At 41.6% G+C, this 20,811-nt stretch carries 23 protein-coding genes; 8 read left to right on the forward strand and 15 right to left on the reverse strand.

All coding sequences use genetic code 11. The annotated features are described in order from the left end of the window. The first annotated feature begins 117 nt into the window (after window positions 1-117). Window positions 118-690 (forward strand): HTH-type transcriptional regulator Hpr, encoded by a 573-nt coding sequence (locus tag DYE48_RS16255; protein WP_115824565.1) that lies wholly within the window; start codon window positions 118-120, stop codon window positions 688-690. 57 nt (window positions 691-747) lie between these two features. On the opposite strand, the gene DYE48_RS16260 is transcribed toward DYE48_RS16255, so the two are convergent. Beyond that, entirely contained in the window at window positions 748-1,080 is a 333-nt protein-coding gene (locus DYE48_RS16260) for a DUF1878 family protein (protein ID WP_167449535.1), read from the reverse strand. Window positions 1,081-1,308: 228 nt separating this feature from the next. Here DYE48_RS16260 and DYE48_RS16265 point away from each other — a divergent pair, with 228 nt between their 5' ends. The 3 genes from DYE48_RS16265 to DYE48_RS16275 all read left to right on the forward strand — a co-directional run bounded on the left by DYE48_RS16265 (window position 1,309) and on the right by DYE48_RS16275 (window position 3,776). Then, window positions 1,309-1,860, forward strand: coding sequence for a DUF3267 domain-containing protein (locus DYE48_RS16265; RefSeq protein WP_089654200.1), 552 nt, complete (start codon window positions 1,309-1,311; stop codon window positions 1,858-1,860). Window positions 1,861-2,487: 627 nt separating this feature from the next. Beyond that, window positions 2,488-2,670, forward strand: coding sequence for a hypothetical protein (locus DYE48_RS16270; protein WP_035510066.1), 183 nt, complete (start codon window positions 2,488-2,490; stop codon window positions 2,668-2,670). Between the two features lie 164 nt (window positions 2,671-2,834). Then, complete coding sequence (locus DYE48_RS16275; protein WP_115824567.1) at window positions 2,835-3,776, forward strand: peptidylprolyl isomerase; 942 nt, start codon at window positions 2,835-2,837, stop codon at window positions 3,774-3,776. A 37-nt stretch (window positions 3,777-3,813) separates the two neighbouring features. Here the strand turns inward: DYE48_RS16275 and DYE48_RS16280 are convergent, their stop codons facing one another. From DYE48_RS16280 to DYE48_RS16305, 6 genes are all read right to left on the reverse strand, one after another. Next, window positions 3,814-4,011 (reverse strand): sporulation YhaL family protein, encoded by a 198-nt coding sequence (locus DYE48_RS16280; RefSeq protein WP_089653244.1) that lies wholly within the window; start codon window positions 4,009-4,011, stop codon window positions 3,814-3,816. 137 nt (window positions 4,012-4,148) lie between these two features. Then, the gene (locus DYE48_RS16285) at window positions 4,149-4,700 is read right to left on the reverse strand and encodes a GbsR/MarR family transcriptional regulator (RefSeq protein WP_115824616.1); all 552 of its coding nucleotides are present in this window, start codon (window positions 4,698-4,700) and stop codon (window positions 4,149-4,151) included. Window positions 4,701-4,792: 92 nt separating this feature from the next. Then, a complete protein-coding gene (locus tag DYE48_RS16290) occupies window positions 4,793-7,675 on the reverse strand; it encodes an ATP-binding protein (protein ID WP_115824568.1) in 2,883 nt (960 codons plus the stop codon). After that, on the reverse strand, window positions 7,672-8,910 hold the full coding sequence (locus tag DYE48_RS16295; protein ID WP_115824569.1) for a metallophosphoesterase family protein: 1,239 nt from the start codon (window positions 8,908-8,910) through the stop codon (window positions 7,672-7,674). The genes DYE48_RS16290 and DYE48_RS16295 overlap by 4 nt, the downstream gene beginning before the upstream one ends. Window positions 8,911-9,088: 178 nt before the next feature. Further along, on the reverse strand, window positions 9,089-10,342 hold the full coding sequence (locus tag DYE48_RS16300) for an ABC transporter permease (protein ID WP_115824570.1): 1,254 nt from the start codon (window positions 10,340-10,342) through the stop codon (window positions 9,089-9,091). Further along, entirely contained in the window at window positions 10,335-11,234 is a 900-nt protein-coding gene (locus tag DYE48_RS16305) for an ABC transporter ATP-binding protein (RefSeq protein WP_115824571.1), read from the reverse strand. The genes DYE48_RS16300 and DYE48_RS16305 overlap by 8 nt, the downstream gene beginning before the upstream one ends. A gap of 917 nt (window positions 11,235-12,151) precedes the next feature. Between DYE48_RS16305 and DYE48_RS16310 the strand changes: the two genes are divergently transcribed. Beyond that, complete coding sequence (locus DYE48_RS16310; protein WP_089653268.1) at window positions 12,152-12,337, forward strand: YhzD family protein; 186 nt, start codon at window positions 12,152-12,154, stop codon at window positions 12,335-12,337. Window positions 12,338-12,391: 54 nt separating this feature from the next. Here the strand turns inward: DYE48_RS16310 and DYE48_RS16315 are convergent, their stop codons facing one another. The 4 genes from DYE48_RS16315 to DYE48_RS16330 form a co-directional block, all read right to left on the reverse strand. After that, on the reverse strand, window positions 12,392-13,162 hold the full coding sequence (locus tag DYE48_RS16315; RefSeq protein WP_115824572.1) for an enoyl-CoA hydratase: 771 nt from the start codon (window positions 13,160-13,162) through the stop codon (window positions 12,392-12,394). A gap of 234 nt (window positions 13,163-13,396) precedes the next feature. Continuing rightward, window positions 13,397-13,756, reverse strand: coding sequence for a YlbF/YmcA family competence regulator (locus DYE48_RS16320; protein ID WP_089653229.1), 360 nt, complete (start codon window positions 13,754-13,756; stop codon window positions 13,397-13,399). A gap of 84 nt (window positions 13,757-13,840) precedes the next feature. Further along, window positions 13,841-14,977 (reverse strand): DUF445 domain-containing protein, encoded by a 1,137-nt coding sequence (locus tag DYE48_RS16325; protein ID WP_115824573.1) that lies wholly within the window; start codon window positions 14,975-14,977, stop codon window positions 13,841-13,843. Window positions 14,978-15,092: 115 nt separating this feature from the next. Continuing rightward, on the reverse strand, window positions 15,093-15,503 hold the full coding sequence (locus DYE48_RS16330) for a ferritin-like domain-containing protein (protein ID WP_089653226.1): 411 nt from the start codon (window positions 15,501-15,503) through the stop codon (window positions 15,093-15,095). Between the two features lie 109 nt (window positions 15,504-15,612). On the opposite strand from DYE48_RS16330, the gene DYE48_RS21240 reads away from it, so the two are divergent. After that, window positions 15,613-15,780: a hypothetical protein gene (locus tag DYE48_RS21240; protein ID WP_167449536.1), complete on the forward strand. Its 168-nt coding sequence runs from the start codon at window positions 15,613-15,615 to the stop codon at window positions 15,778-15,780. Window positions 15,781-15,840: 60 nt separating this feature from the next. Here DYE48_RS21240 and DYE48_RS16335 read toward each other — a convergent pair whose 3' ends face one another. After that, the gene (locus DYE48_RS16335; RefSeq protein ID WP_174787809.1) at window positions 15,841-16,122 is read right to left on the reverse strand and encodes a metal-sensitive transcriptional regulator; all 282 of its coding nucleotides are present in this window, start codon (window positions 16,120-16,122) and stop codon (window positions 15,841-15,843) included. A gap of 110 nt (window positions 16,123-16,232) precedes the next feature. Between DYE48_RS16335 and DYE48_RS16340 the strand changes: the two genes are divergently transcribed. Both DYE48_RS16340 and DYE48_RS16345 read left to right on the forward strand, forming a co-directional pair. Next, window positions 16,233-17,126: a PucR family transcriptional regulator gene (locus DYE48_RS16340; protein WP_115824574.1), complete on the forward strand. Its 894-nt coding sequence runs from the start codon at window positions 16,233-16,235 to the stop codon at window positions 17,124-17,126. A 126-nt stretch (window positions 17,127-17,252) separates the two neighbouring features. Further along, window positions 17,253-18,350 (forward strand): ABC transporter ATP-binding protein, encoded by a 1,098-nt coding sequence (locus DYE48_RS16345; RefSeq protein WP_089653223.1) that lies wholly within the window; start codon window positions 17,253-17,255, stop codon window positions 18,348-18,350. A gap of 35 nt (window positions 18,351-18,385) precedes the next feature. Here the strand turns inward: DYE48_RS16345 and DYE48_RS21245 are convergent, their stop codons facing one another. The 3 genes from DYE48_RS21245 to fumC form a co-directional block, all read right to left on the reverse strand. Beyond that, window positions 18,386-18,553 carry a hypothetical protein gene (locus DYE48_RS21245; protein WP_160915233.1) on the reverse strand — a complete coding sequence of 56 codons (168 nt, stop codon included), beginning with the start codon at window positions 18,551-18,553 and terminating at the stop codon, window positions 18,386-18,388. 188 nt (window positions 18,554-18,741) lie between these two features. Continuing rightward, on the reverse strand, window positions 18,742-18,948 hold the full coding sequence (locus DYE48_RS16355; RefSeq protein ID WP_089653219.1) for an alpha/beta-type small acid-soluble spore protein: 207 nt from the start codon (window positions 18,946-18,948) through the stop codon (window positions 18,742-18,744). 126 nt (window positions 18,949-19,074) lie between these two features. After that, window positions 19,075-20,466: a class II fumarate hydratase gene (gene fumC / locus DYE48_RS16360; RefSeq protein WP_115824575.1), complete on the reverse strand. Its 1,392-nt coding sequence runs from the start codon at window positions 20,464-20,466 to the stop codon at window positions 19,075-19,077. Window positions 20,467-20,811 lie beyond the last annotated feature (345 nt).

Here is a 20,811-nt window from a genome sequence, read left to right on the forward strand (position 1 = left end):
CATTATATCTTGATAATTTATTAAAATTTTATATGATTATAAGTGGGAAACTCTTTGAAACTAAAAGCCTTTTGCAGATAGAATAGTTTTAAAAAATACCTTAAGAGGGTGAGGTAAATGAAGGATAAAATTTCAAAAAGAGAAGCCATATTCTATAGTCATAAAATGGCTCAACTCTCCAAAGCGCTTTGGAAAGCCATTGAAAAGGACTGGCAGGAATGGATCAAGCCATTCCAATTGAACATCAACGAACATCACATTTTGTGGATTGCTTACCATTTGAAAGGGGCAAGCATTTCTGAGATTTCCAAGTACGGTGTCATGCATGTTTCAACCGCCTTCAATTTCTCAAAGAAAATGGAAGAGCGCGGCCTCCTTCAGTTTTCTAAACGTGAAAACGACAAAAGAAACACCTATGTAGAATTAACAGATGCAGGGATTGAACTTCTAGAAGAAACGCTGAATGAGTATAACCCGGAAGATAACTCTGTACTTAGAGGCGCTATGCCAATGACAGAAATGTATGGTAAGCTTCCTGAGTTCTTAGATTTATCTGCTTTGATCAAGGAGATTTATGGAGACGAATATATAGAAATCCTCGAACGTTCACTAGAAAACATTGAAGAGGAGCCATTGGTCCAACAACCGACGGATATTGAGGACTATAAGAAAAAATCAAGGTCCTCATAACAAATAGGAGAATAAATAAATAGAACCCTTTCCAGTAAACATTTATTGGAAAGGGTTCTATTTATGGTGAAGACGAATAAGTTGGTTCGTCAATTTCGGGTAAAGCCCCTGCTGATCAAGTGCTTCCAACGCGTCTGCTATAGGTAGCTTGTAACAAAGCATGCCAGCAAAGTGAATCACCAAATTAGAATGATTCATCAAACCGTTAGCCACGTCCTCTTCGTAACGCTCATTCAAAATTTCTAATAACTGTAACGTTTCCTTATATTCTTTTCTTGTTAAGCTTTTTTCAATGACTAATTTCGTAAAAGGATATTTCTTCATCTCTTCGACTTCTAGTAACAAATTCAAGTGGAATGCAAAGGTTTCGCATTGATTTCCCTTCTCCAAAATACTCCCTCCACAACCTGCAGTCACCCTTGTCATACCAAGGTTTATAAGATCTTACAACAAAAGAGTATAAAGCAAATATTTTTTTTACAAAAAACCTATTGCTTTTTCTCCTCAAACATACTATTATTCGTCTTGTGCCAAACAAACGAAACATAAAACGTACTACTATCATATCGATTTTCATAATAAATTCACAGTATTTTTTGTTGTAAGGGAGGGATTCTTATGATGAACTGCTGGAAAACAGTAAACATCAATAAAGAATTCGGTCTGAACCGTGTTTACCTGATGTCTTTTCTTACAGGACTACTTTCATTCCTAATCTTATACCTGCCGTATTCAATGATTCACGGTACGCATGAGATGAATGATCACGGTTTTCTACCGTTGTTGGTTATTTTGTTTTTCTTACCGTCGATGCACCGCCTTATGCACATGCTACCTTTGATGCTCAGCTATAAGCGGTTGCGAGTGAAGTTCAAATTCAGGAAACGATTTGTTCCGACCTTCACCTATCAGTGCAAAACTCGGTTATCAAAGAAGACATCCATCATGATGGCTCTTGCACCGACTTTCTTAATTACAGTTCCTGCACTCATCATGGGATATGTCTTCCCTAACTACTTTGCATATCTCGTACTCTTTGCATCTGTGAACATCGGATTATCTTTCTCTGATTTTCTCTATTTAAATTATTTCGCAAAAGCACCGAAAAAGTGCTTGATCGAGAATGCGAAAGAAGGCTATGATATCTTGATCCATCAGCCAAAAGCATAAAAAAACAACGTTCACTCTTTTGAACGTTGTTTTTTTACGTTTTCTTACAGTATATGGCAGGATTGTGTAAGACTTGAATTCGAGATATTCTGGGGTTCGTTCGCCGTATTGGGAGTCAGGGGTGGCTGGGAAATCCATTCCCGCGGGAGTCTCGCAGCTTCCCAGCCACCCCATTCAATGGATATGAGAAACGAACCCAATACACGAATGGAGCGTCTTCCATAACCACTACATTCTAGTTGAAAAGCCCTTTATAGCAAGCGTTAGGATACAAATGGCTGCTTATTCTGGAAGTAGTTTCGAGATACTTATATGATCAAGGGGCGGAGGGGAATGGGGAGACTCCTGCGGGAAAAAAGTGCATGGTGAGACCCCACAGGACGCAGTCCGAGGAGGATCACCGCGCTCCCGCGGAAAGCGAGCTATTCCCCGCAGCTCCCATCCACTCAACAAAAGTCTCGAAACTGAGTCTTCAAGAAAAGGGAGCTTTAGTTGAAGTCGGAATTTGTCTTTTTATTTCTGAATCAGACTTTTTTGTTCTAACCGGGAAATCCGACCTGCTTTTTTCTGTTCAATCCACCCAAACTTTGATAGAGTAGTTTCATAGGGAATAAAGGAGGTACCAACATGGCATTCGGATTCAGCTTGTACGCGCTCGTCATTTTATTCGTGTTTAACTCACTCACACATTCCTTATGCACAAAGACGAAAATGTCGAACGAAAAACAAACGCGTGTTTTCCGCACGATCAACGTACTCATTACAATATTACTGATCTCTTCTTATGTGGAAGTGCTTAATACACTTTAAGAACAGGCCGTAGATGGCCTGTTTTTTCTATGTCTTGTTTGAATTGCTATATTTTCACAATACAGTATAGAACATTGACTATATAATGTGTTATATTTACTGATAGGCTGTGAGCAAATCTCTACGTCACGAAATTCACAATAAGTTTTAGGAGTGTCAGGATTATGAAAAAAATAGCCATCACGGCTGCATTGGCAGCGAGCGTATTCACCTTGTCAGCTTGTTCATCAAATGCAGATGAATCAGAAGCTGTTGTTGAAACCAATGGTGGAGAAGTAACGAAAGAAGAGTTCTATCAGGAATTGAAGTCTCAGTATGGTGAGCAAGTGCTTCAGACTCTTGTAATGAAAGAAGTTCTTGCAAATAATTATGAGGTTTCCGATGAAGAAGTAAACAAGGAACTAGAAACAATTAAAGAACAATACGGCGATAATTTCGAAAACATTCTTCAGCAAAATGGCTTTGCCGACGAAGAAGCTTTCAAAGAAACCATCCGTATGAGCCTATTGCAAGAAAAAGCCGCTTCTGAAGGAATCGAAATTTCAGAAGAAGAAATGAAAAATTACTATGACCGTATGAAAACAGAGGTTCAAGCGAGCCATATTCTAGTCTCTGATGAAGAAACAGCGAAGGAAGTTAAAGAAAAAATCGATAATGGAGAAGATTTCGGAGAGCTAGCCGCGGAATATTCTTCTGATGGTTCTGCTCAGCAAGGCGGTAAGCTTGGCTGGTTCGGACCTGGAGAAATGGTTGCTGAATTTGAAGATAAAGCCTACGAATTAGAGCCAGGTGAAGTAAGTGAACCTGTGCAATCTCAATTTGGCTACCATGTCATCAAAGTGACAGACAAGCGCGATAAAGAAGATATCAAGCCTTATGAAGAAATGAAGGAAGAAATCAAACGTACATTGACGAGTCAGAAAGTCGATCAGGCTGAGCTTCAGAAGAAGATGGATGAGCTTATGCAAAACTCTGAAATTGATGTGAAGCTTGATGAGTTTGAAGGTCTCTTCGATAAAGAAGAAGCACCAGTAGAAGAAGGTACAAATCCTGAGGGAAATAACTCAGAAGAAAATTCTTCTGAAGCAGAAAATACAGAAGAATAATAAAGATCAAAAGCCAGGTGAATGTTTCACCTGGCTTTTATTCTGACATCATGGCATCTCTTTTTCCTCGGCGCTCTTTCTCCTTTTCAATCCGCTTTAAATACACTTGACCTTCCCGTTCGATATACTCTTGTTCGAGGTTGTGTTCCGCTCTCATGGCGCGGATGGCCATATACCCGCTTATGAATATAAAGACAATGCACAAAAACACCCAAATCGGAAGACCGAATATCATAAATTCATCCTCCCCGCTCCTTTTGTCTCTAGTCTATGAGCAATCGCGAGCAAATATGATACAAGCTCCCTGTTCTTAGTAAAGAGCTACGAAAAAATCCGATGCGCACAGCCAACAAGCTGTTCACATCGGATTCTTTACTTTTTATCTTTTTGATCAATTTTCGGTACGTATTGAAAGATCTCTCCGGATTCTACCACATGAATAAACCTCATGAGCCAGCGATAGTAATTTTGAGCATATTCCAGCCGATCGATATCTTCTGTTATTTTTGCATGAAGATCTTCGTCCGTCGTCTTCTCTTGCAGCTCTAGAAGCTCCTGGATGGCTTCATCCGCTTCTTCAATATTCGTCTCTGTATGATGTCTCCAACGGCTTCCGAACAAGGAAGTGAAAGATTTATACCAATCTTCTTCTGACTTGTATAAATCTTTACGGACTCCTTTTTTAAAGGAAGGTTCGACCATCTTCATATCTGATAAAGCACGGACGCCTGTTGACATACTGGTCTTACTCATCTCCAAAGCTTCCCGCATGTCATCCAATGTCATGGGTTCCTGTGAAAAGTACAGCACCCCATACAAGCGGCCGATGGACGGGGTTACCCCATAAAGGCTCATATTCTTAGCTATGACTTGGATAAATTGTTCAATCGTTTCTTCGTATTTGTTCCAATCTTTATTGTTCATTTCTGGCAATGGAAACCCTCCATTTGCTTATTCCTCAGTAATCTTAAAACATTTTATCATTAATGTTCTTACATTGCGACCTTTTATCGATTTTAACTCAATCGCAGGACTTGAGGAGATTGAAACGCTTCTTCCAAATCTTCTCGCCATGTAAAAAGAACGACTTGGTGCTTTTTAGATAATTGCTCGAAAAGTTCCACCATCAGGCTTAATCTCCTCTGGTCAAAATGAACAAAGGCATCATCAACGAGAAACGGAAGGGACAAATCATCCGCCATCGTCTCCCCAAGGGCCAGACGGAAAGAAACATACAGTTGATCCCTTGTTCCCCGTGAGAGTTCCATTGGAAAATAAGTGAATCCCTGCTTACTAATGACCTTAATGCGATCATCATCGGGTGAAATTTTCACATCAACATAATTTCCGTTCGTCAGTTTATAAAAATAGGTCGTAGCTTTCCCTAAGATCCGTGGTAAATATTTTTCTTTATACGCATGCTTCGTCTTCTCCAAAGCCTTCCAAGCCAGTTGATAAGCCGCCCATTCTTCCGAAAGTTTTTGAAGTTCTACTTTTTCTTTGTGAAGTTTGTGGGTAATGCTAGACCGTTCATCTGAATGCTCCAGCTGTCGAATGGCGCTCTCGTTATGTGCACTGGCTTGCTGGTTCTTTTTTTGTTCCTCTTCAATCTTTTGCTTATCGCTTTTCAGGCGTTCCAGACGGGCCGAAAGTGCAGCTTCTTCAGGCACTTCTGTCCACACATGATAATTCTGCTGCTCTCTTTTTGACAGCATACGCTGCAGTTGACGTTCTAAATCCTGGAGCTGACTTTGTTGCTCCCTTTGTTTTTTCTTCTGTTTCGCCTTTGTGTAAAAGTCCTCTTCCTTCTCCACGCCGGCTTCTTGGAAAAGCTCTTGTTGTTGGACCAAATAAGTAGAAAGCTTCACATTATTTTCTTTCGCACGCTTATCCAGGGATTCCAACTGCTGTTCTGCTTGAGTGATCTTCTGCCTTCTATGATGCTGCTCTTGGACCCATTCTTTTAAATGCTGCCACTGCTGTTCCATATTCTCTTCGTAGAATTCCCACTTTTTCATCTCGTAAAACGCTTCCAGATTTTTTTTGATATGGTTTATTGTGGAGCGTTGCTTTTCTTTTTCCTGAAGCAGCCGTTTCTGTGTACGTTTCTTTTCTTTCAATTGTGTCAAAAGATGATAGAGCTTTTCCCAATGCTCCACGTGTAAGTATGCTAGGAAAGGATAGAGATTACGCTGTTCATCAAGGGTATTTTCCAATCTTCTTTTTCGTTGTTGGAGATGGTGGGTCTTCTCCTGCAGCCGAATCTCTTCCTGGTTCAACTGCTTCCATTGCTCACGCAGATGATGGTACTCATTCTTTTGTGCATCATATTTTTGCAGCTGTTTCCTCGCTTGTTCCATTTCTTCCACAGGAATGGATGTCGTCACACTTTGCTCAGATAATTCCACTATTTTTTTGTGACAGCTATAACTGTACAATGCAAGAGCAGCGGCTATGACCAAACACAAGAAGAATAGCACCATTCCTTCGAGGAACCCCCCAAAAGCCAGTGAGAGGCCGGCCAACACGCCCCCTAACAAACGTCCATTCCTTAATCTCGTTGTATCTTGGTCAGACGTTGCTGCCATTTGATAATTTCTCTGCAACTTTTCTTCATACTCTTTGGCTGTTTCCTCACTGATCCTCTCGTCCTCTATCGAATGTTTATGTTCTTCTATTTTTTGAAGCTCCCGGGCGATGTCGTCTGCTTGTTCCTTAATAAACGCTTCCTCACGTTCCACTTCTTCTTTTTCTTTTTTCAATGCTCGCCATGTTTCTTCAATATAAAATGGCAATGAATATTCCTCTATTTCATCTATATCCAAAGGAACATCAATATGACTTTTATCTTCTTCAAGCTGTTCATCAAGTCGGGTAATCTGTTGTAAAAGGCGTTCGACCTCATAGACAGCTTGTTCATACTTTGGATATCCTGTTTCTACGAGCTTTCCTGCTTCTTCCTCTTGAAGTGGGTCGTATCCATCCTTCCAACGTTGAATAGAAGACTCAACTTCCTCAATATTAGTTTTTAATAGCTTTTGTTCCGATTGAAGAGGCAAAAGGACTTCCTTCACTTGCTGGTAACGCTCCACACCCGCTTCCGGAAAAGAAAGGTTACATTGATGCTCTACTTCAGCCTTTATTAAGTGGTAATCAACGATAACAGCTCTTACTTTCAGAACTTGTTCCGTTATGTAAATTTGATTGATGGTCTCCTGCCATTCCCCTTCCAATGTGCGTAGGCGTCCGTTCAATGTTTCTTTTGTCTTTTGAAGCCGTAAATAGTCTTCTTCTTCATCATCCAATGTTTTCTTCTTCTGCTGCAACTCCTCAACCACTTGAAGCTGTTCATTAATGAGTGGTTTTTTTCCTTTCGGCTTGAAACGTTCATCCATTTGTTTTTGCAGCCATTTTTCTGTCTGATAAATTTGATCAGATCCCGTTAATCCGATATTCAATAGGGCTTCACCAAGCTCATACCCTGATAAATTCTTTAGTTCCATCAAGTCATCCGCATTAAAACTATAGGTAGATTCAAAAACTCTACGTTCCATTCCATCCAGTAAGTTCCGGAGCCAGGCTTCGTCCTTTTCCTCTCCTGTCTCTAAACGGCAAACCGCTTTTCCGTTCTCATGTTCGTGCGTTCTCTCAATCGTCACCCTTCCGGACTCTTCCGTTAAAAGGACAAGACGTCCGCCCATGCTTCCTCCGGTTTTAGGTATAAAAGACACCCTTTGCTTTGGGGGTAGTCCAAATAACATAAACAAGATAAATTCGTAGAGCGTCGATTTTCCTGCTTCATTTTCGCCTATAATGACATGAGGAGATGGAACGGTTAAATCCAAAGAATAATCCTTCCATTTGCCGAATCCGTAAATGAATAAATGGGTGATCTTCACATCGTCCCCCTCCTCTCATGGTTGATCATCCGTTCCAATAGCAGTGATTTGGCTTGTTCTATCATATCCGTCGTTTCTTCATTTTTAATCGGATGAATATACTTGGACACTTTTCGGTGAGAAAACAAAGGAGAGAGCCATTGTTCTACTTCTTCTTCATTTAAATTAGAAATGGTCCGCAATAGTTCACCTGTAAAATGAGAACCTTTCATTACATCCTCTTCATTCCAGGTTGTGCGGCCTTCAACCTTGATTTCCTCAATCCAAATCCAATCATCGGAATCAAAATCTTCATTCTCATTAATGACTTCCACCCATTCTTGAATATCCTCTGTGGATCCTGCATATCCCATCATCGTGATCGTCAACATCACAGGAGAACCGGCAGCTACTTTTTCTTTCGCCTTCTTCAAAACTTTTTCCAATTCTTCAAACGATGTGGTTTCAAGATCATCCACAGTGGTAAAGTCGTATGTAATGCTTTGCAACGGGACAAACTGAAAATTCCATTCTCCGGAGTTGTGCTCGACAAGATAACATCCTTTTTCTCCCGCTTCCTTTCGTGATCTCCCCTGGATATTCCCTGGGTACAGGATAGGTGGATCTGTTGATAGAACTGAACGTTTGTGAATGTGACCTAAAGCCCAATAGTCCATATCTTGACCTTTTAACTCTTGTAGTGAAAAAGGTGCGTAAACATCATGGTCTGTATTTGTTTCAAGACTGCCATGAAGCATTCCGATGTGATAGTCCGGCCCCTCTTCTTTAGTGAAAAACGAAGCTTTGCGATCTCGTACTTCTCTTGTCTCATAGCTGAACCCGTAAATATGCGCCACTACGTCCCCGTCCTTTTCAAAAGGGAAGAATTCAACGTTTTGACTTTGAAATATATGTACATTGGCAGGCATTTCAATGGGTAAGGTTTGCCCCTCTATATAATCGTGGTTACCATAACTGATATATACTTGAATATCCTTCTCATGAAGACGTTCAAACCCACGCCTAAGATGGACTTGAGCTTTAATACTCCGAATTTCCTCATTGTATAAGTCACCAGTAATCAAAAGGAAATCCACCTTATTGTCTATGCAGGCGTCGATTAGCCGGTCGAACGCTTCGAATGTGCTTTTTCGCAACCTATCTAACAGTTTTTCCGGGAAGTGTCCCTTTGTTTTAAAAAGGCTGTCGATATGTAAATCTGCGCTGTGTATGAATCGAATCGATGATTCCACCATGATCAGCCTCCTTTTCTATTATTTCTTTCATTTTAACAGAGCCAAAAACCGAATGCACGTTCTCATATCACAAGGGAGCAACAGCAAAGTCGCAATCTTCTCCGAACGGCCCACCCATAGCTGGGATTTTATCATTTAACCAGCCAAACAAAAAACCCCTTAACCAAGGGGTTTTTCTTTACTTCTCTTTTTTAGAGAGTTGCAAAGCCGTTTTTAAATCTTTTAAGGAAGTGGACTTCCCATACATCAGTACACCGCCACGATAGACCCGTGCTCCAATCAAAGCAAGCAAAAGAATGGAACCGATGAGGATACCAATAGATAAGGCGACTTCCCAAATCGGGATTTCCAGCATTCCTACACGTAAAAACATGATCAGTGGTGTAAAGAACGGGAAATAAGAACTGACCGTGATAAATGTAGAATCAGGAATACCAAGGCCAAACATCGCAATAAGGAAACCAGCTACAATCAGCATAATCATAGGTGCCAATAATTGCTGCGCATCCTCCAAGCGACTGACGAGCGACCCCAAAGTCGCCGCTAAGGTAGCATAGAGCAAATAGCCAAGAATGAAGAAAACGACGGCATAGACGATTGTGCCGGGATTAATGTCATTGAAACCGAAAAACTCCAGCATCGAACCATCGCCAAGGGTCTTGCTTTGTTGGATACCTAAGTATCCAGCCAAAATAAGGATTGCGAATTGAGTCAAGCCTAACAAAGCAATCCCGAAAATTTTGGCAAACATTTGGGATACTGGGGATACGCTCGAAACTAAAATTTCCATGACGCGACTTGATTTTTCTGTTGCTACTTCCGTAGAGATCATCTGCCCATACATGATGACAGAGAAATACAAGAAAAAGAGCATCACATAAACAAGTCCTCGAGTCTGGTTCAGTTCTTCTGCCGTTTTTGCACTCTCTTCAAGAGCTACTAGCTCAAAGTCCACAGGGGCATTCATTTGTTGAATGATTGCAGGGTCGACATTGGCCTGCTCGGTCACATACTGAACTTTCACTTGTTGAAGCGCCTGTCTGACAGGGTCACTTTCCCCAGTGTTAGCGATTTTATTCGCATAATAAGTCGCTTCAGGCATCCCCTCTTCGCCTTGTTCCACATCTACAACAGATTGAAAGTCTCCTTCTTCTACCGCTGCTTGAGCTTCCTCAAGACTTCCATTGTATTTCTCAAGGCTAAGGTTGTCATTCATAGACACGACCTGATTTAATGACTGAAACCAGTCCTCATTGTCTGTCACGACAGCCACTTTCTTTTCTTCATCCACATCGCTGAAAGTCTCAATTAGGGATTGCAAATTCGATAAAGCGAAAATGAGTGCAACAGTGACAATCGTGGTAATTAGGAAAGACTTGGATTTTACACGGTTTTTATAAGTCTGGGCAACCATGATAAAGAACTTATTCATAAGAAGCACCCACCTTCTCAATAAAGATATCATTCAAAGTCGGCTCTTCCAGATCAAATTTGCGTACAAACCCTTTCCCTTGCAGCTCCTCAAAAATACGCTGAGCAATTTCCTCACTCTCAATCTGAATTTCGCAGCCATCTCCCAATGGCTTATATTTCGTTACTCCAGGAATACTCTCCAAAAACGCAAGGTCAAAATCTGCAATGACTCTCACATTCTTTTTCCCGAATGACTTTTTAATCTCCTTCAACTTTCCATGCACCACAGGTGAACCGTGATGAAGAATACACAGACTTTCACACAATTCCTCTACATGCTCCATCCGGTGAGAGGAAAATACAATCGATGTTCCGGCTTCTTTCAAATCAATGACAGCTTTTTTCAGCATTTCAACGTTAACTGGATCAAGACCTGAAAAAGGCTCATCCAATATCAACAATTTCGGTTTATGTAATACAGCTGAGATGAACTGAATTTTTTGTTGATTTCCTTTCGATAATTCTTCAACTTTCTTATTTTTGTATTCGGGTACTTTAAATCTTTCAAGCCAACTTTCAATCTGTTGAACGGCTTCAGATTTCTTCATCCCTCTTAATTTGGCCAAATAAACCAACTGCTCCTGGACCTTCAGCTTGGGATAAAGTCCTCTTTCCTCCGGTAAATACCCGATTAAATGACTCTGGTCGTAGCCAATGTCCCCACCGTTCCATGATATTTCCCCTTTTGTTTGATCCAACAAACCGAGAACCATACGGAAGGTAGTGGTTTTACCCGCTCCGTTCGCACCGAGAAAACCAAAGATCTGCTTTTCTGGAATTTCTAATGACAAGTCATCAACGGCTGTAAACGATCCAAACTTTTTCGTCACTTTCTCCAATCGTAACGTCATCATTTCCCCCCCTTTTCACCTTATGTACGTAATTTCTAACCCAATGGTTTCAATAATCCTTCTCCCTTCACAAAAAATATTGCTATTAAAGAATATGGCAGGATTGTGAAAGACTCAGTTTCGAGACTTTTGTTGAGTGGATGGGGGCTGCGGGGAATGAGTCGCTTTCCGTGGGAGCGCGGTGAGCCTCCTCGGACTGCGTCCTGCGGGGTCTCACCATGCACTTTTTTCCTCTTCAGTATCCGGTTCCGGCGCCTAGCGGCTAGTGAGACTTCCCTCGCTTCTGTACGATAAGTCAACATCGAATCACTCCGTTCTTCGTGTTTCCTTTATCTCCGCCAGCTCAGTCCAGTCCATACGCCGCTGATTGAGGCGCCTGCACACTTAAGGTAGGAGTCTCCCCATTCCCCTCCGCCCCTTTACCATGTAAGTGTCTCGAAACCACTTCTCGTATAAGCAGCCATTTAGCTTGATGGAATTGTAAGAATAAACTCCCATGCTCAGGTGTTAGAATCCTGAAAGCTTGATACAGAGTGATTTATGCTTCTAACAGTGGGATCGTGGAAGGTATATACGACTTGGTAAAGGGGTTCGTTACTCACCTATATCGAATGGGGTGGTTGGGAAGCTGCGAGACTCCCGTGGGAGAAAGGAGATAGGCGAGATCCCGCAGGACGTAGTCCGAGGAAGCTCGCCACTCCCCCACAGGAAAGCGAGTAGCTTCCCAACCACCCCTGACGCTCAACCCAGCAACGAAACCCGAAAGAGTCTCGAAACTGAGTCTTCCACAAACGGGAGCTATTGTGGAAGAATGTGATGGGAATTTTTTTGATGGAAATTTGCTGGTCAAGCAGGAATATCGACGTTGTATGACAAAAGTAAATAATGAATACCTATTCATTCAAGGAGGCACAACAATGAAGACATACTACTTAACTGTATTCGAGAAAGATGGTACCAATGTCCTCGATGAAACCTTTCAAGCAGAAAATGATGACCAGGCAAAAAAATTAGGGTCAGAGAAGCTGGAAGAGAAAGGGTACAGCAATCACACCCATCGCTGCGCTGCACCTGAAGGACATTTGGTTTTGTTCCACAGATAACACCACAAACAATTTAAAACTATAAAAAGTCGCGCTCTTCGGCGCGACTTTTTATTATTTACCATGAAACTCCGGGTTTCGTTTATTCAAGAAGGCTTCAACCCCTTCTTTATGATCATCAGTTTGAAGTAACATCCATTGGGTTTCACGTTCTTTCTCCAAATAGTGGGATAACCGTTCCATCCCATGTTGATGATAAATTTCTTTTGTAGCAATCATGGATTTTAATGGACGGCCGCTCCACTCTTCCGCCAGACGCGCGGCCTTTTCTTGGACAGGTCCATTGACGACAATATCCACAAGTTTATGATCATAAGCTTCTTTTGCTCTCATTTGTTGGCCTTCCCAAGCGAAATGTTTAGCCTGGTGTGTTCCTAAACGCTCCTGCAGCCAAAAATGACCTCCACCATCTGGAGCCAATCCAATACCTATGAAGTTCATTGATAAACTGGCATCGGGTTCCGCTATGACATAATCAGCCGATAATGCGATACTTAACCCAAGACCTACGACAGGCCCATGCAAAGCGGATATAACAATTTTCTGCATAGAATAGAAGGTTGTTACAATCGTTTCGATGTTGTTCATGACTTCATCATAGGTATCTCTGTCAGACACCTCTTTCATCATACTCAAATCTCCACCTGCACAGAATCCATCTCCCTCTCCGTAAAGAAGAACGACCTGTGCCTCCGACCGCCTCGCTTCACGAGCTGCTTCAGCGAATTCTGCCAGTAGTTCCGCATTCAATGCATTGTATTTTTCTCCTCGGGCAATTTTCAAATGAACCACATTTCCCTTTTCCTCTACAATGAAATGCTTCATGATTTTCCTCCTATATATGGAAAAATTCTTCTCGGTTTAGCTTTTCGTCATAAAGCCCCCACTTTCCTGCAAGAGACGACAAAAAATCCAGTTTTGAAAAAGCCCTAGTAGACACGAAACATAGCAGGCTTATGGTCTGCTTCCTGATTCCAGACATCCTCCCCTGCAAAATAATCCACAAATTGCAGACAACAAAAAAGGAGCTGGTTCACCAGCTCCTTTTTCATTTCTTTATTATTGTTGTGGTTCTTCAGGGTTGCCGTAAAGCTCTTCAAGAGGCTTCGTAATGATACGGCTGATGTCGTTGATGACTGTATTCAAGCGTTGCTCTTCTTCCATTAGCTTGGAGATTTGAGGGTGTTGTTGTACAAGCTCAACGACTTTACGAGCCTGTTCTACTTCTTCCTCAGAAATTTCTTCTCCCTGCATCTGCTTTTGTTGAAGCGTGATTTGTGTTTGACGGAAATCGTCGAACATTTTTTTAGCAGCTTCGTCGTTCATAACTGCTTCATATGCTTCTTTCAATCCGTTGAATTCCTCACTGTTACGGATTGCTTTTTCTAGATCATACGCGTAATCATATAGATTTGCCATAAAAATAAGTACCTCCTAAGTTTTCGTTCTGACACTCCTTCCCCACTATAACAAACTCCTATACGTCTGTATAGGAATACACTATTATCCGAAAAATAGCACAATAGTGGCTTGCAGCAAGCCGATAATTCCTCCTAGTAACGCACCCAGGTAGGTAATCATTTTAAATTCCCTCCTGGAAATGCCGAGGACCATTTCTTCAAGACGGTCAACTTGGAAAGCTTCGACTTCCTCCTGAACAATTTCAGATAAACGTAACTGTGTCATCATGCTCTCCACTTTGGATGATAACAGTTCACTGATTTGATCAACGGCTGCCGGAACGAAAGTATCTAGAATCTTTTCTTCATAAGGACTTGTCCATTCCTCCACCGTTTTCGCCATCCATTGATCTACTGGCAAGGTATGGGCAATGGCTTCTCCAAGCTTTGAGCCTATGGTTTCACGCCCGAAATAGTCTTCAAACCAAGCCACTCGCTTGGTTAAAAGTTTATCCTTCTCTGCATGCAACATCGTTTCCAACCAATCCTTCATCTCTCTATCGGATACATATTTAAGAATCAGTGGGTAAATACGTTCCGTGAGCCCATCGGGACCCATAAAAGATGAAATCATATTACCGAGAAACCCTTGATTATCCAGATAGTTATCGATCAGTGCTGCCACCTTCTCTTTTCCTTCCGAACTCCGGAAATAAGCTTCTATACTTGCCTGGATATGAGCAGCGGCTTGATCCACCCCATGGTCTGCCCTTTCTCGCAACGCGGGTGTTAACAACTCCTCGATCGTTTTTTCACGATATTCGTTCATAACCGAATCATAACGATGTTCCACCCAATGGGAAACATGGTTTTGAATGGATGTGGACGTTACTTCAATATGAAATTTTTCGAGTACTTCTTTTAACGTGTCTTCTTTTTTGAGCATCGCGTGAACTTCATCTTTCGCCCACGTGGTCATCTGAGCCTTAAAAGTTGAATGGGTGAGTTTTCGTCGGATGCCTTCTGGAGTTAATAGATGGTTCACAACCATTTTCCCTAATTGCTGGGCTAATTCCTTTTGTCGTTTAGGAATCAGTCCCGGGGTGAAAGGAAGACGGTAGTTACCGATATGAATGGCTCGGTATGGACGGAATAGCATTTTTATGGCTAATGAATTCGTAAGCCCTCCGATCAGGGCCCCGATTCCGATCATCATTAAAATTAATAAAACAGGATTCATGTTCCAACCTCTTTCTACACATGGTGTACCAAGTATAATCCATATAAAAGCCAAGTGCCAACGGTAAAACACCAAACAAAAAAGGCCTTGTGTAGACATGGCCTTCAAACTGGAATTATTTTAATCTCCCATAAATGGTACCGAACCGAGTCGCATGCTCCATCTCATCAGTCATAGCTGTAAATAACGCTTGATAAGCGACGGGCGTAGGAATCATAAACAGCATCTCCCTGTACATCTCGGCCGCTTTAAATTCATCTTGTTGAGCCCTGATCACACCATTCTCGAAAGACCGGTAGCTGATCATTTCGGGTTCAAAATCATGATACTTTCCTGTCAACTGAAAGTGAAGGTGTTGAAACATTTGATAATGTTTCAATTCATCATCTTCCGCATGCTTAATATAGTCCCTGAATAAACGGTTACTTGTATCCCCTTTTAGTCGGCTGTAAAAATCATGATCCTTCCACTCTTCTTCAATTGACCTTTGCAGCCTTTGGATAAAGGACTCACGATAGCCCTGCATTTGATCTCCTCCCTTACTACAAGAATATGAAGGGGAAGGACACGTTTATGCTCCGTGTTGGTTCATTGAATTTCGGAATCCGGGCAAAATGAAAGGAGGAGGTGAACATATGGATAAGCATAAAAAACATGTAGCACCTGAAGGAAAGGATAAATTCGAGCTTGACGTCGATCGGATGATCAATGAGGGTATGGCAGGTGGCACGATTAAACCTGTCTACGGGCATGAGCAAATCGGAGAAGCTCACGAAATTCCTGAGCAAAAAGAGGAAAAATGAAAAGAAAAAGCTGTCTCCTGTTTGCCTTTCATCAGACGCAACAGGAGACAGCTTTCTTCATTACCGGCTTTTAACAATCATCTGTACAGCTTCGTTAATTAATTCTTCCGCTGATTCGCCTTCCTCATGAGCATCACGAATACAGCCTTCTAAATTTTTTGCTACGATATATCCAATCGCACGGTCCATCGCAGAACGTGCGGCTGACAACTGGGTAATGACATCTTTACAATCCTTGTCTTCATCCATCATCTTGAGGACACCACGAACTTGACCTTCAATCCTTTTTAAACGGTTTTTCGTTTCAGGACCGTAAATACTTTTATCCTTCACTTGATCCAATTCCTTCTCCTCCTCTCTTCAGGTACAAAGTTTTATACCTTCAACGCTTTGCGGATTTTGTCCATTGTATTACTATAATAGTAAATATCCAACCAAAAAGGAAGAGATTCATGTCAGTTGTAGACCAACTTAAACGATTATACCCTTCAATCACGATAAATAAACTCGGGTTTGACAATCATACGGAATACAAATGGTTCCAAACCGAAAATGCAGAAATCGTAGGAATTAAAAAAGATGAACTTGATCAGCAATCTTCAGAATTGCTGTCTATATTCCTCAAACCTTTAAGCTCAGAAGAATCCACCATGACAGAAAGGGAGAAGCATTGGTCATCATTTCTTTATAAAAATGATAATCCTCAAGATATGGTGTGGCCGGTATCCTTTCGATTTGTTCTCTTTTCCATCGAAGATGCTGAAGCAGAGAAGGATATTGTAAAGGAAGCACTTCAATCCCTATTCCCTCAAGAAATGCCTCTCTTATGGACATCGGATCGTGAGGGGTTCATCATAGAGGAAATATCATCTAAAGATCAGGAAATCATGGAATTTAAAGGCATGACAGACGTATTAAGCAGTGATTTTTATACAGATATCCATTTCTTTATTAGTGAATTCACTTCGACACAGGAGGATGCCTCAAAAATATTGAAATGGGCACAACACGGAGCAGGAATAGCCAAAGAACATAAACTAGGTTCAATTATTACCTATAAGGATATTATCCCCTATTTATATATAGAGGCACTTCCAGAAGAAGAATGGGAACATATCCGTAGATCCATCTTTAAGGACATCGAAAAGGACAAGGAATTATTGCAAACCATACGGATCTTCCTGGAATCGGGTTCTAATACATCTCTAGCTGCTAAAAAACTATATATGCATAGAAACAGTCTGCAATACCGAGTGGACAAATTTGTGGAAAAAACGGGTCTTGATATTAAACAATTTCAGGGAGCGGTCATTACTTATCTCGCATTATTACACATGGAATACTGACAATCGACAAAGTGCACAAACATCCCCTCCTGAGCTTTGTGCACTTTGTCCATTTACCGTTTTCAGAAACTTCGGTACACTGTAATCAATCAAGAAAGCGATTTCAAATTACTAGGGGGATATAAAATGGCTGAAATAAAACTGAACAATATTGATAAAGTATATGATAAAAGTGTAAAAGCGGTGGATGATTTCAACTTACACATCAAGGATAAAGAGTTTATCGTATTCGTCGGTCCATCCGGTTGCGGTAAATCTACGACACTTCGTATGATTGCAGGACTTGAAGAGATTACAAACGGCGATTTCATGATTGATGAAAAACGCATGAATGATGTAGCACCAAAAGACCGAGACATCGCGATGGTTTTCCAAAACTACGCTTTGTATCCACACATGAACGTATATGATAATATGGCGTTCGGCCTCAAACTTCGTAAAATGGATAAAAGCGAAATTGAGAAACGTGTAAATAATGCGGCGCAAATCCTTGGCCTTGAGGCTTTACTTGACCGTAAACCGAAAGCGCTGTCAGGTGGTCAAAGACAGCGTGTTGCTCTTGGTCGTGCGATTGTCCGAGATGCGAAAGTATTCTTGATGGACGAGCCACTTTCCAACCTTGATGCAAAGCTTCGTGTTCAGATGCGTGCAGAAATTCAGAAATTGCACCAACGTCTTCAAACGACGACCATCTACGTCACGCACGACCAGACAGAGGCGATGACGATGGCAACACGACTTGTTGTCATGAAAGACGGCGTTATTCAACAAGTGGGTGCACCAAAAGATGTTTATGACAAACCTGAAAATGTTTTTGTCGGCGGCTTTATCGGTTCTCCGGCGATGAACTTCCTGAATGGAAAACTTGCCGACGGCCACATCGAGCTGGGCGAGGTCAAAATCGCTGTTCCTGAAGGGAAAATGAAACCTCTTCGTGAACAAAACTATATCGGTAAAGAAGTGATTCTTGGTGTAAGACCGGAAGATATGCATGATGAGCCTGTATTTATTGATGCAAACCAGGACAAGAAGATCACTGCAGACATTGAAGTAGCAGAATTGATGGGATCTGAGTCCTACTTATATTCCAAACTGAATGATCAGGACTTTATCGCTCGTGTAGACTCTCGTTCAGATATTAATGGTGGAGATCAGATTACGTTGGCAATCGATATGAACAAAGTTCACTTCTTTGATAAAGACTCTGAATTACGTATCCGCTAATAGATGAAAAACGCAGCCTTGTAGGCTGCGTTTTTTTATGTGGCTTGAATATCATTCAAACCACAATCTTCACAAACAAATAAATGGACGCATTCCTCAGTAATGGATGAATTCAAATCACCATCAACGAGATCTGTATATTTCTGATCAAGATAAGGACTGTAATCATCCAAGAAATCCGTGACACGCCCTTGATCTCGCATTGTTCCTTCGCATTTGGGGCAGGTTCTTTCAGAGGGTGCCCACCCATTGCATACACCACATTCTTGCATCGCTCGCCACTTCTTTCAAAACGATCTAAAGACTTCAATCTTCGTGCAACGTATGAATGCTTCAAGACATCCAAAAAATAAAGAGGAAGGGCGCACCCTTCCTCCTTCGTCACAAGTATTTATTTGTATTGTTGTCCACCGAACTGTTGCTCAGCCATTTGGACAAGACGCTTAGTGATCTCACCACCTACAGAACCGTTAGCACGGGATGTAGAGTCAGCACCAAGTTGTACGCCAAATTCTTGTGCGATTTCGTATTTCATTTGGTCTAGAGCTTGTTGTACACCAGGTACAACCAACTCGTTTGAACTGTTGTTGTTAGCCATGTGTCTCACCTCCTGTCTTGTGTAATCGTAGTATGGGTCGGTCTGGTTGTTTTTATGTCAAAAAAACAGGTGGTAATTACTGGAGAAATTTATACCAGGCTAATAAACATGGCTAACAACAAAAAATCATTTCGCGTTTGGCTTCGTCATCGCTTTAGGGTCAACATATTCTTCAAATTGATCTTCGGTAAGAATACCTAGCTCAACCGCTGTTTCTTTCAATGTCTGATCTTTTTCAAAAGCTGTTTTTGCGATTTTCGCTGCATTTTCATATCCAATATGAGGGTTAAGAGCTGTCACAAGCATTAAGGAATCACGTAAGTATTTTTCAATTTGTTCATGATTCGGCTCCAATCCGCTCACACAACGTTCATCGAAAGAAACGATGCTGTCCGCAAGAAGTTGTGCAGACTGCAAGAAATTATAAGCGATTACTGGTTTGAATACGTTCAGCTCAAAGTTCCCCTGACTAGCTGCAAAACCGATCGTAGCGTCGTTCCCCATGACCTGAGCCGCAACCATCGTTACCGCTTCGCTTTGTGTGGGGTTCACTTTACCAGGCATAATGGAACTTCCCGGTTCATTTGCTGGAATCGTTATTTCTCCAATGCCACAACGCGGACCACTTGCAAGCCACCTTACATCATTGGCTATTTTCATCACATCGGCAGCTAAGGCTTTCAAAGCACCATGCGTGTGAACAAGTTCGTCATGCGAGGTAAGCGCATGGAACTTATTCGGAGCGGAAATAAAGCCTTTTCCTGTCGCCTCGTTAATTTGAGCCACAACCTGTTCAGAAAAATCTTCATGGGCATTCAATCCCGTACCTACAGCTGTTCCACCAATCGCAAGCTCTTTTACATATTCCGTGCTTTCTATCAGCATTTTTTCTGTTTTTTCAAGCATGCGATGCCAACCGCTGATTTCCTGACCGAGTGTCAATGGAGTGGCATCCTGTAAGTGAGTACGGCCAATTTTAACAATATCGTTAAACGCTTCCATTTTTTCTTGTAATGTATGTTTAAATTGGATCAAAGCTGGAAGAACGACATCCTCAATCTTTCTGACAGATGCAATATGCATGGCTGTCGGATAAGTATCATTCGAACTTTGAGATTTATTTACATCATCATTTGGGTGGAGGCGCGTTTCACTTCCTTTATCTTCAAGCCATTGCGAACCGACGTAAGCGATGACTTCATTCACGTTCATATTGGATTGCGTCCCGCTTCCCGTCTGCCAAACGACAAGAGGGAAATGCTCGTCAAGTTCTCCGGCAATAATGAGATCCGCCGCATAAGCTATAGCGTCTGCTTTTTCCTCTTCAAGCAAACCAAGTGCTGCATTTGCTTTTGCCGCGCTTTTTTTAAGGATAGCAAAGCCCTCAACAACTTCTTTCGGCATTTTTTCATCACCGATCGGGAAATTTTGTTTACTTCTCTGTGTTTGAGCTCCCCAAAACTTTTCGCTCGGTACTTTGATTTCTCCTATGGTATCTTTCTCAATGCGATAATCCATGAATATCCTCCCTTTGCTCAAATCATTGCATGCCCTTTCATTGTATCAAGAATCTTTTGAACAATCACCAGAAGCCCGCTCTTTTTGACAATTTTCTTCAAGTTACAAGTCAGATTATTTACATTTTTCAGATATTTATGTATAATGAATCCATCAAGCAAAGGTACATATCTTCCATCCTTGCTTGATCTCTCAAGTGGGTAAAAAGTGGTGAAAAAGAGCCTTTTCAGAAAGGCTCTTTTTTTTGAATCCACACATCCATTAAAGCTACCGATTGTGGAAGACACAGTTTCGAGATAACCGGGTTCGTTTGCCGAATAAAGAGTCAGGGCTGGTTGGGAAGCA

Source organism: Halobacillus trueperi, from assembly GCF_003386945.1.
Classification (GTDB): domain Bacteria; phylum Bacillota; class Bacilli; order Bacillales; family Halobacillaceae; genus Halobacillus; species Halobacillus aidingensis.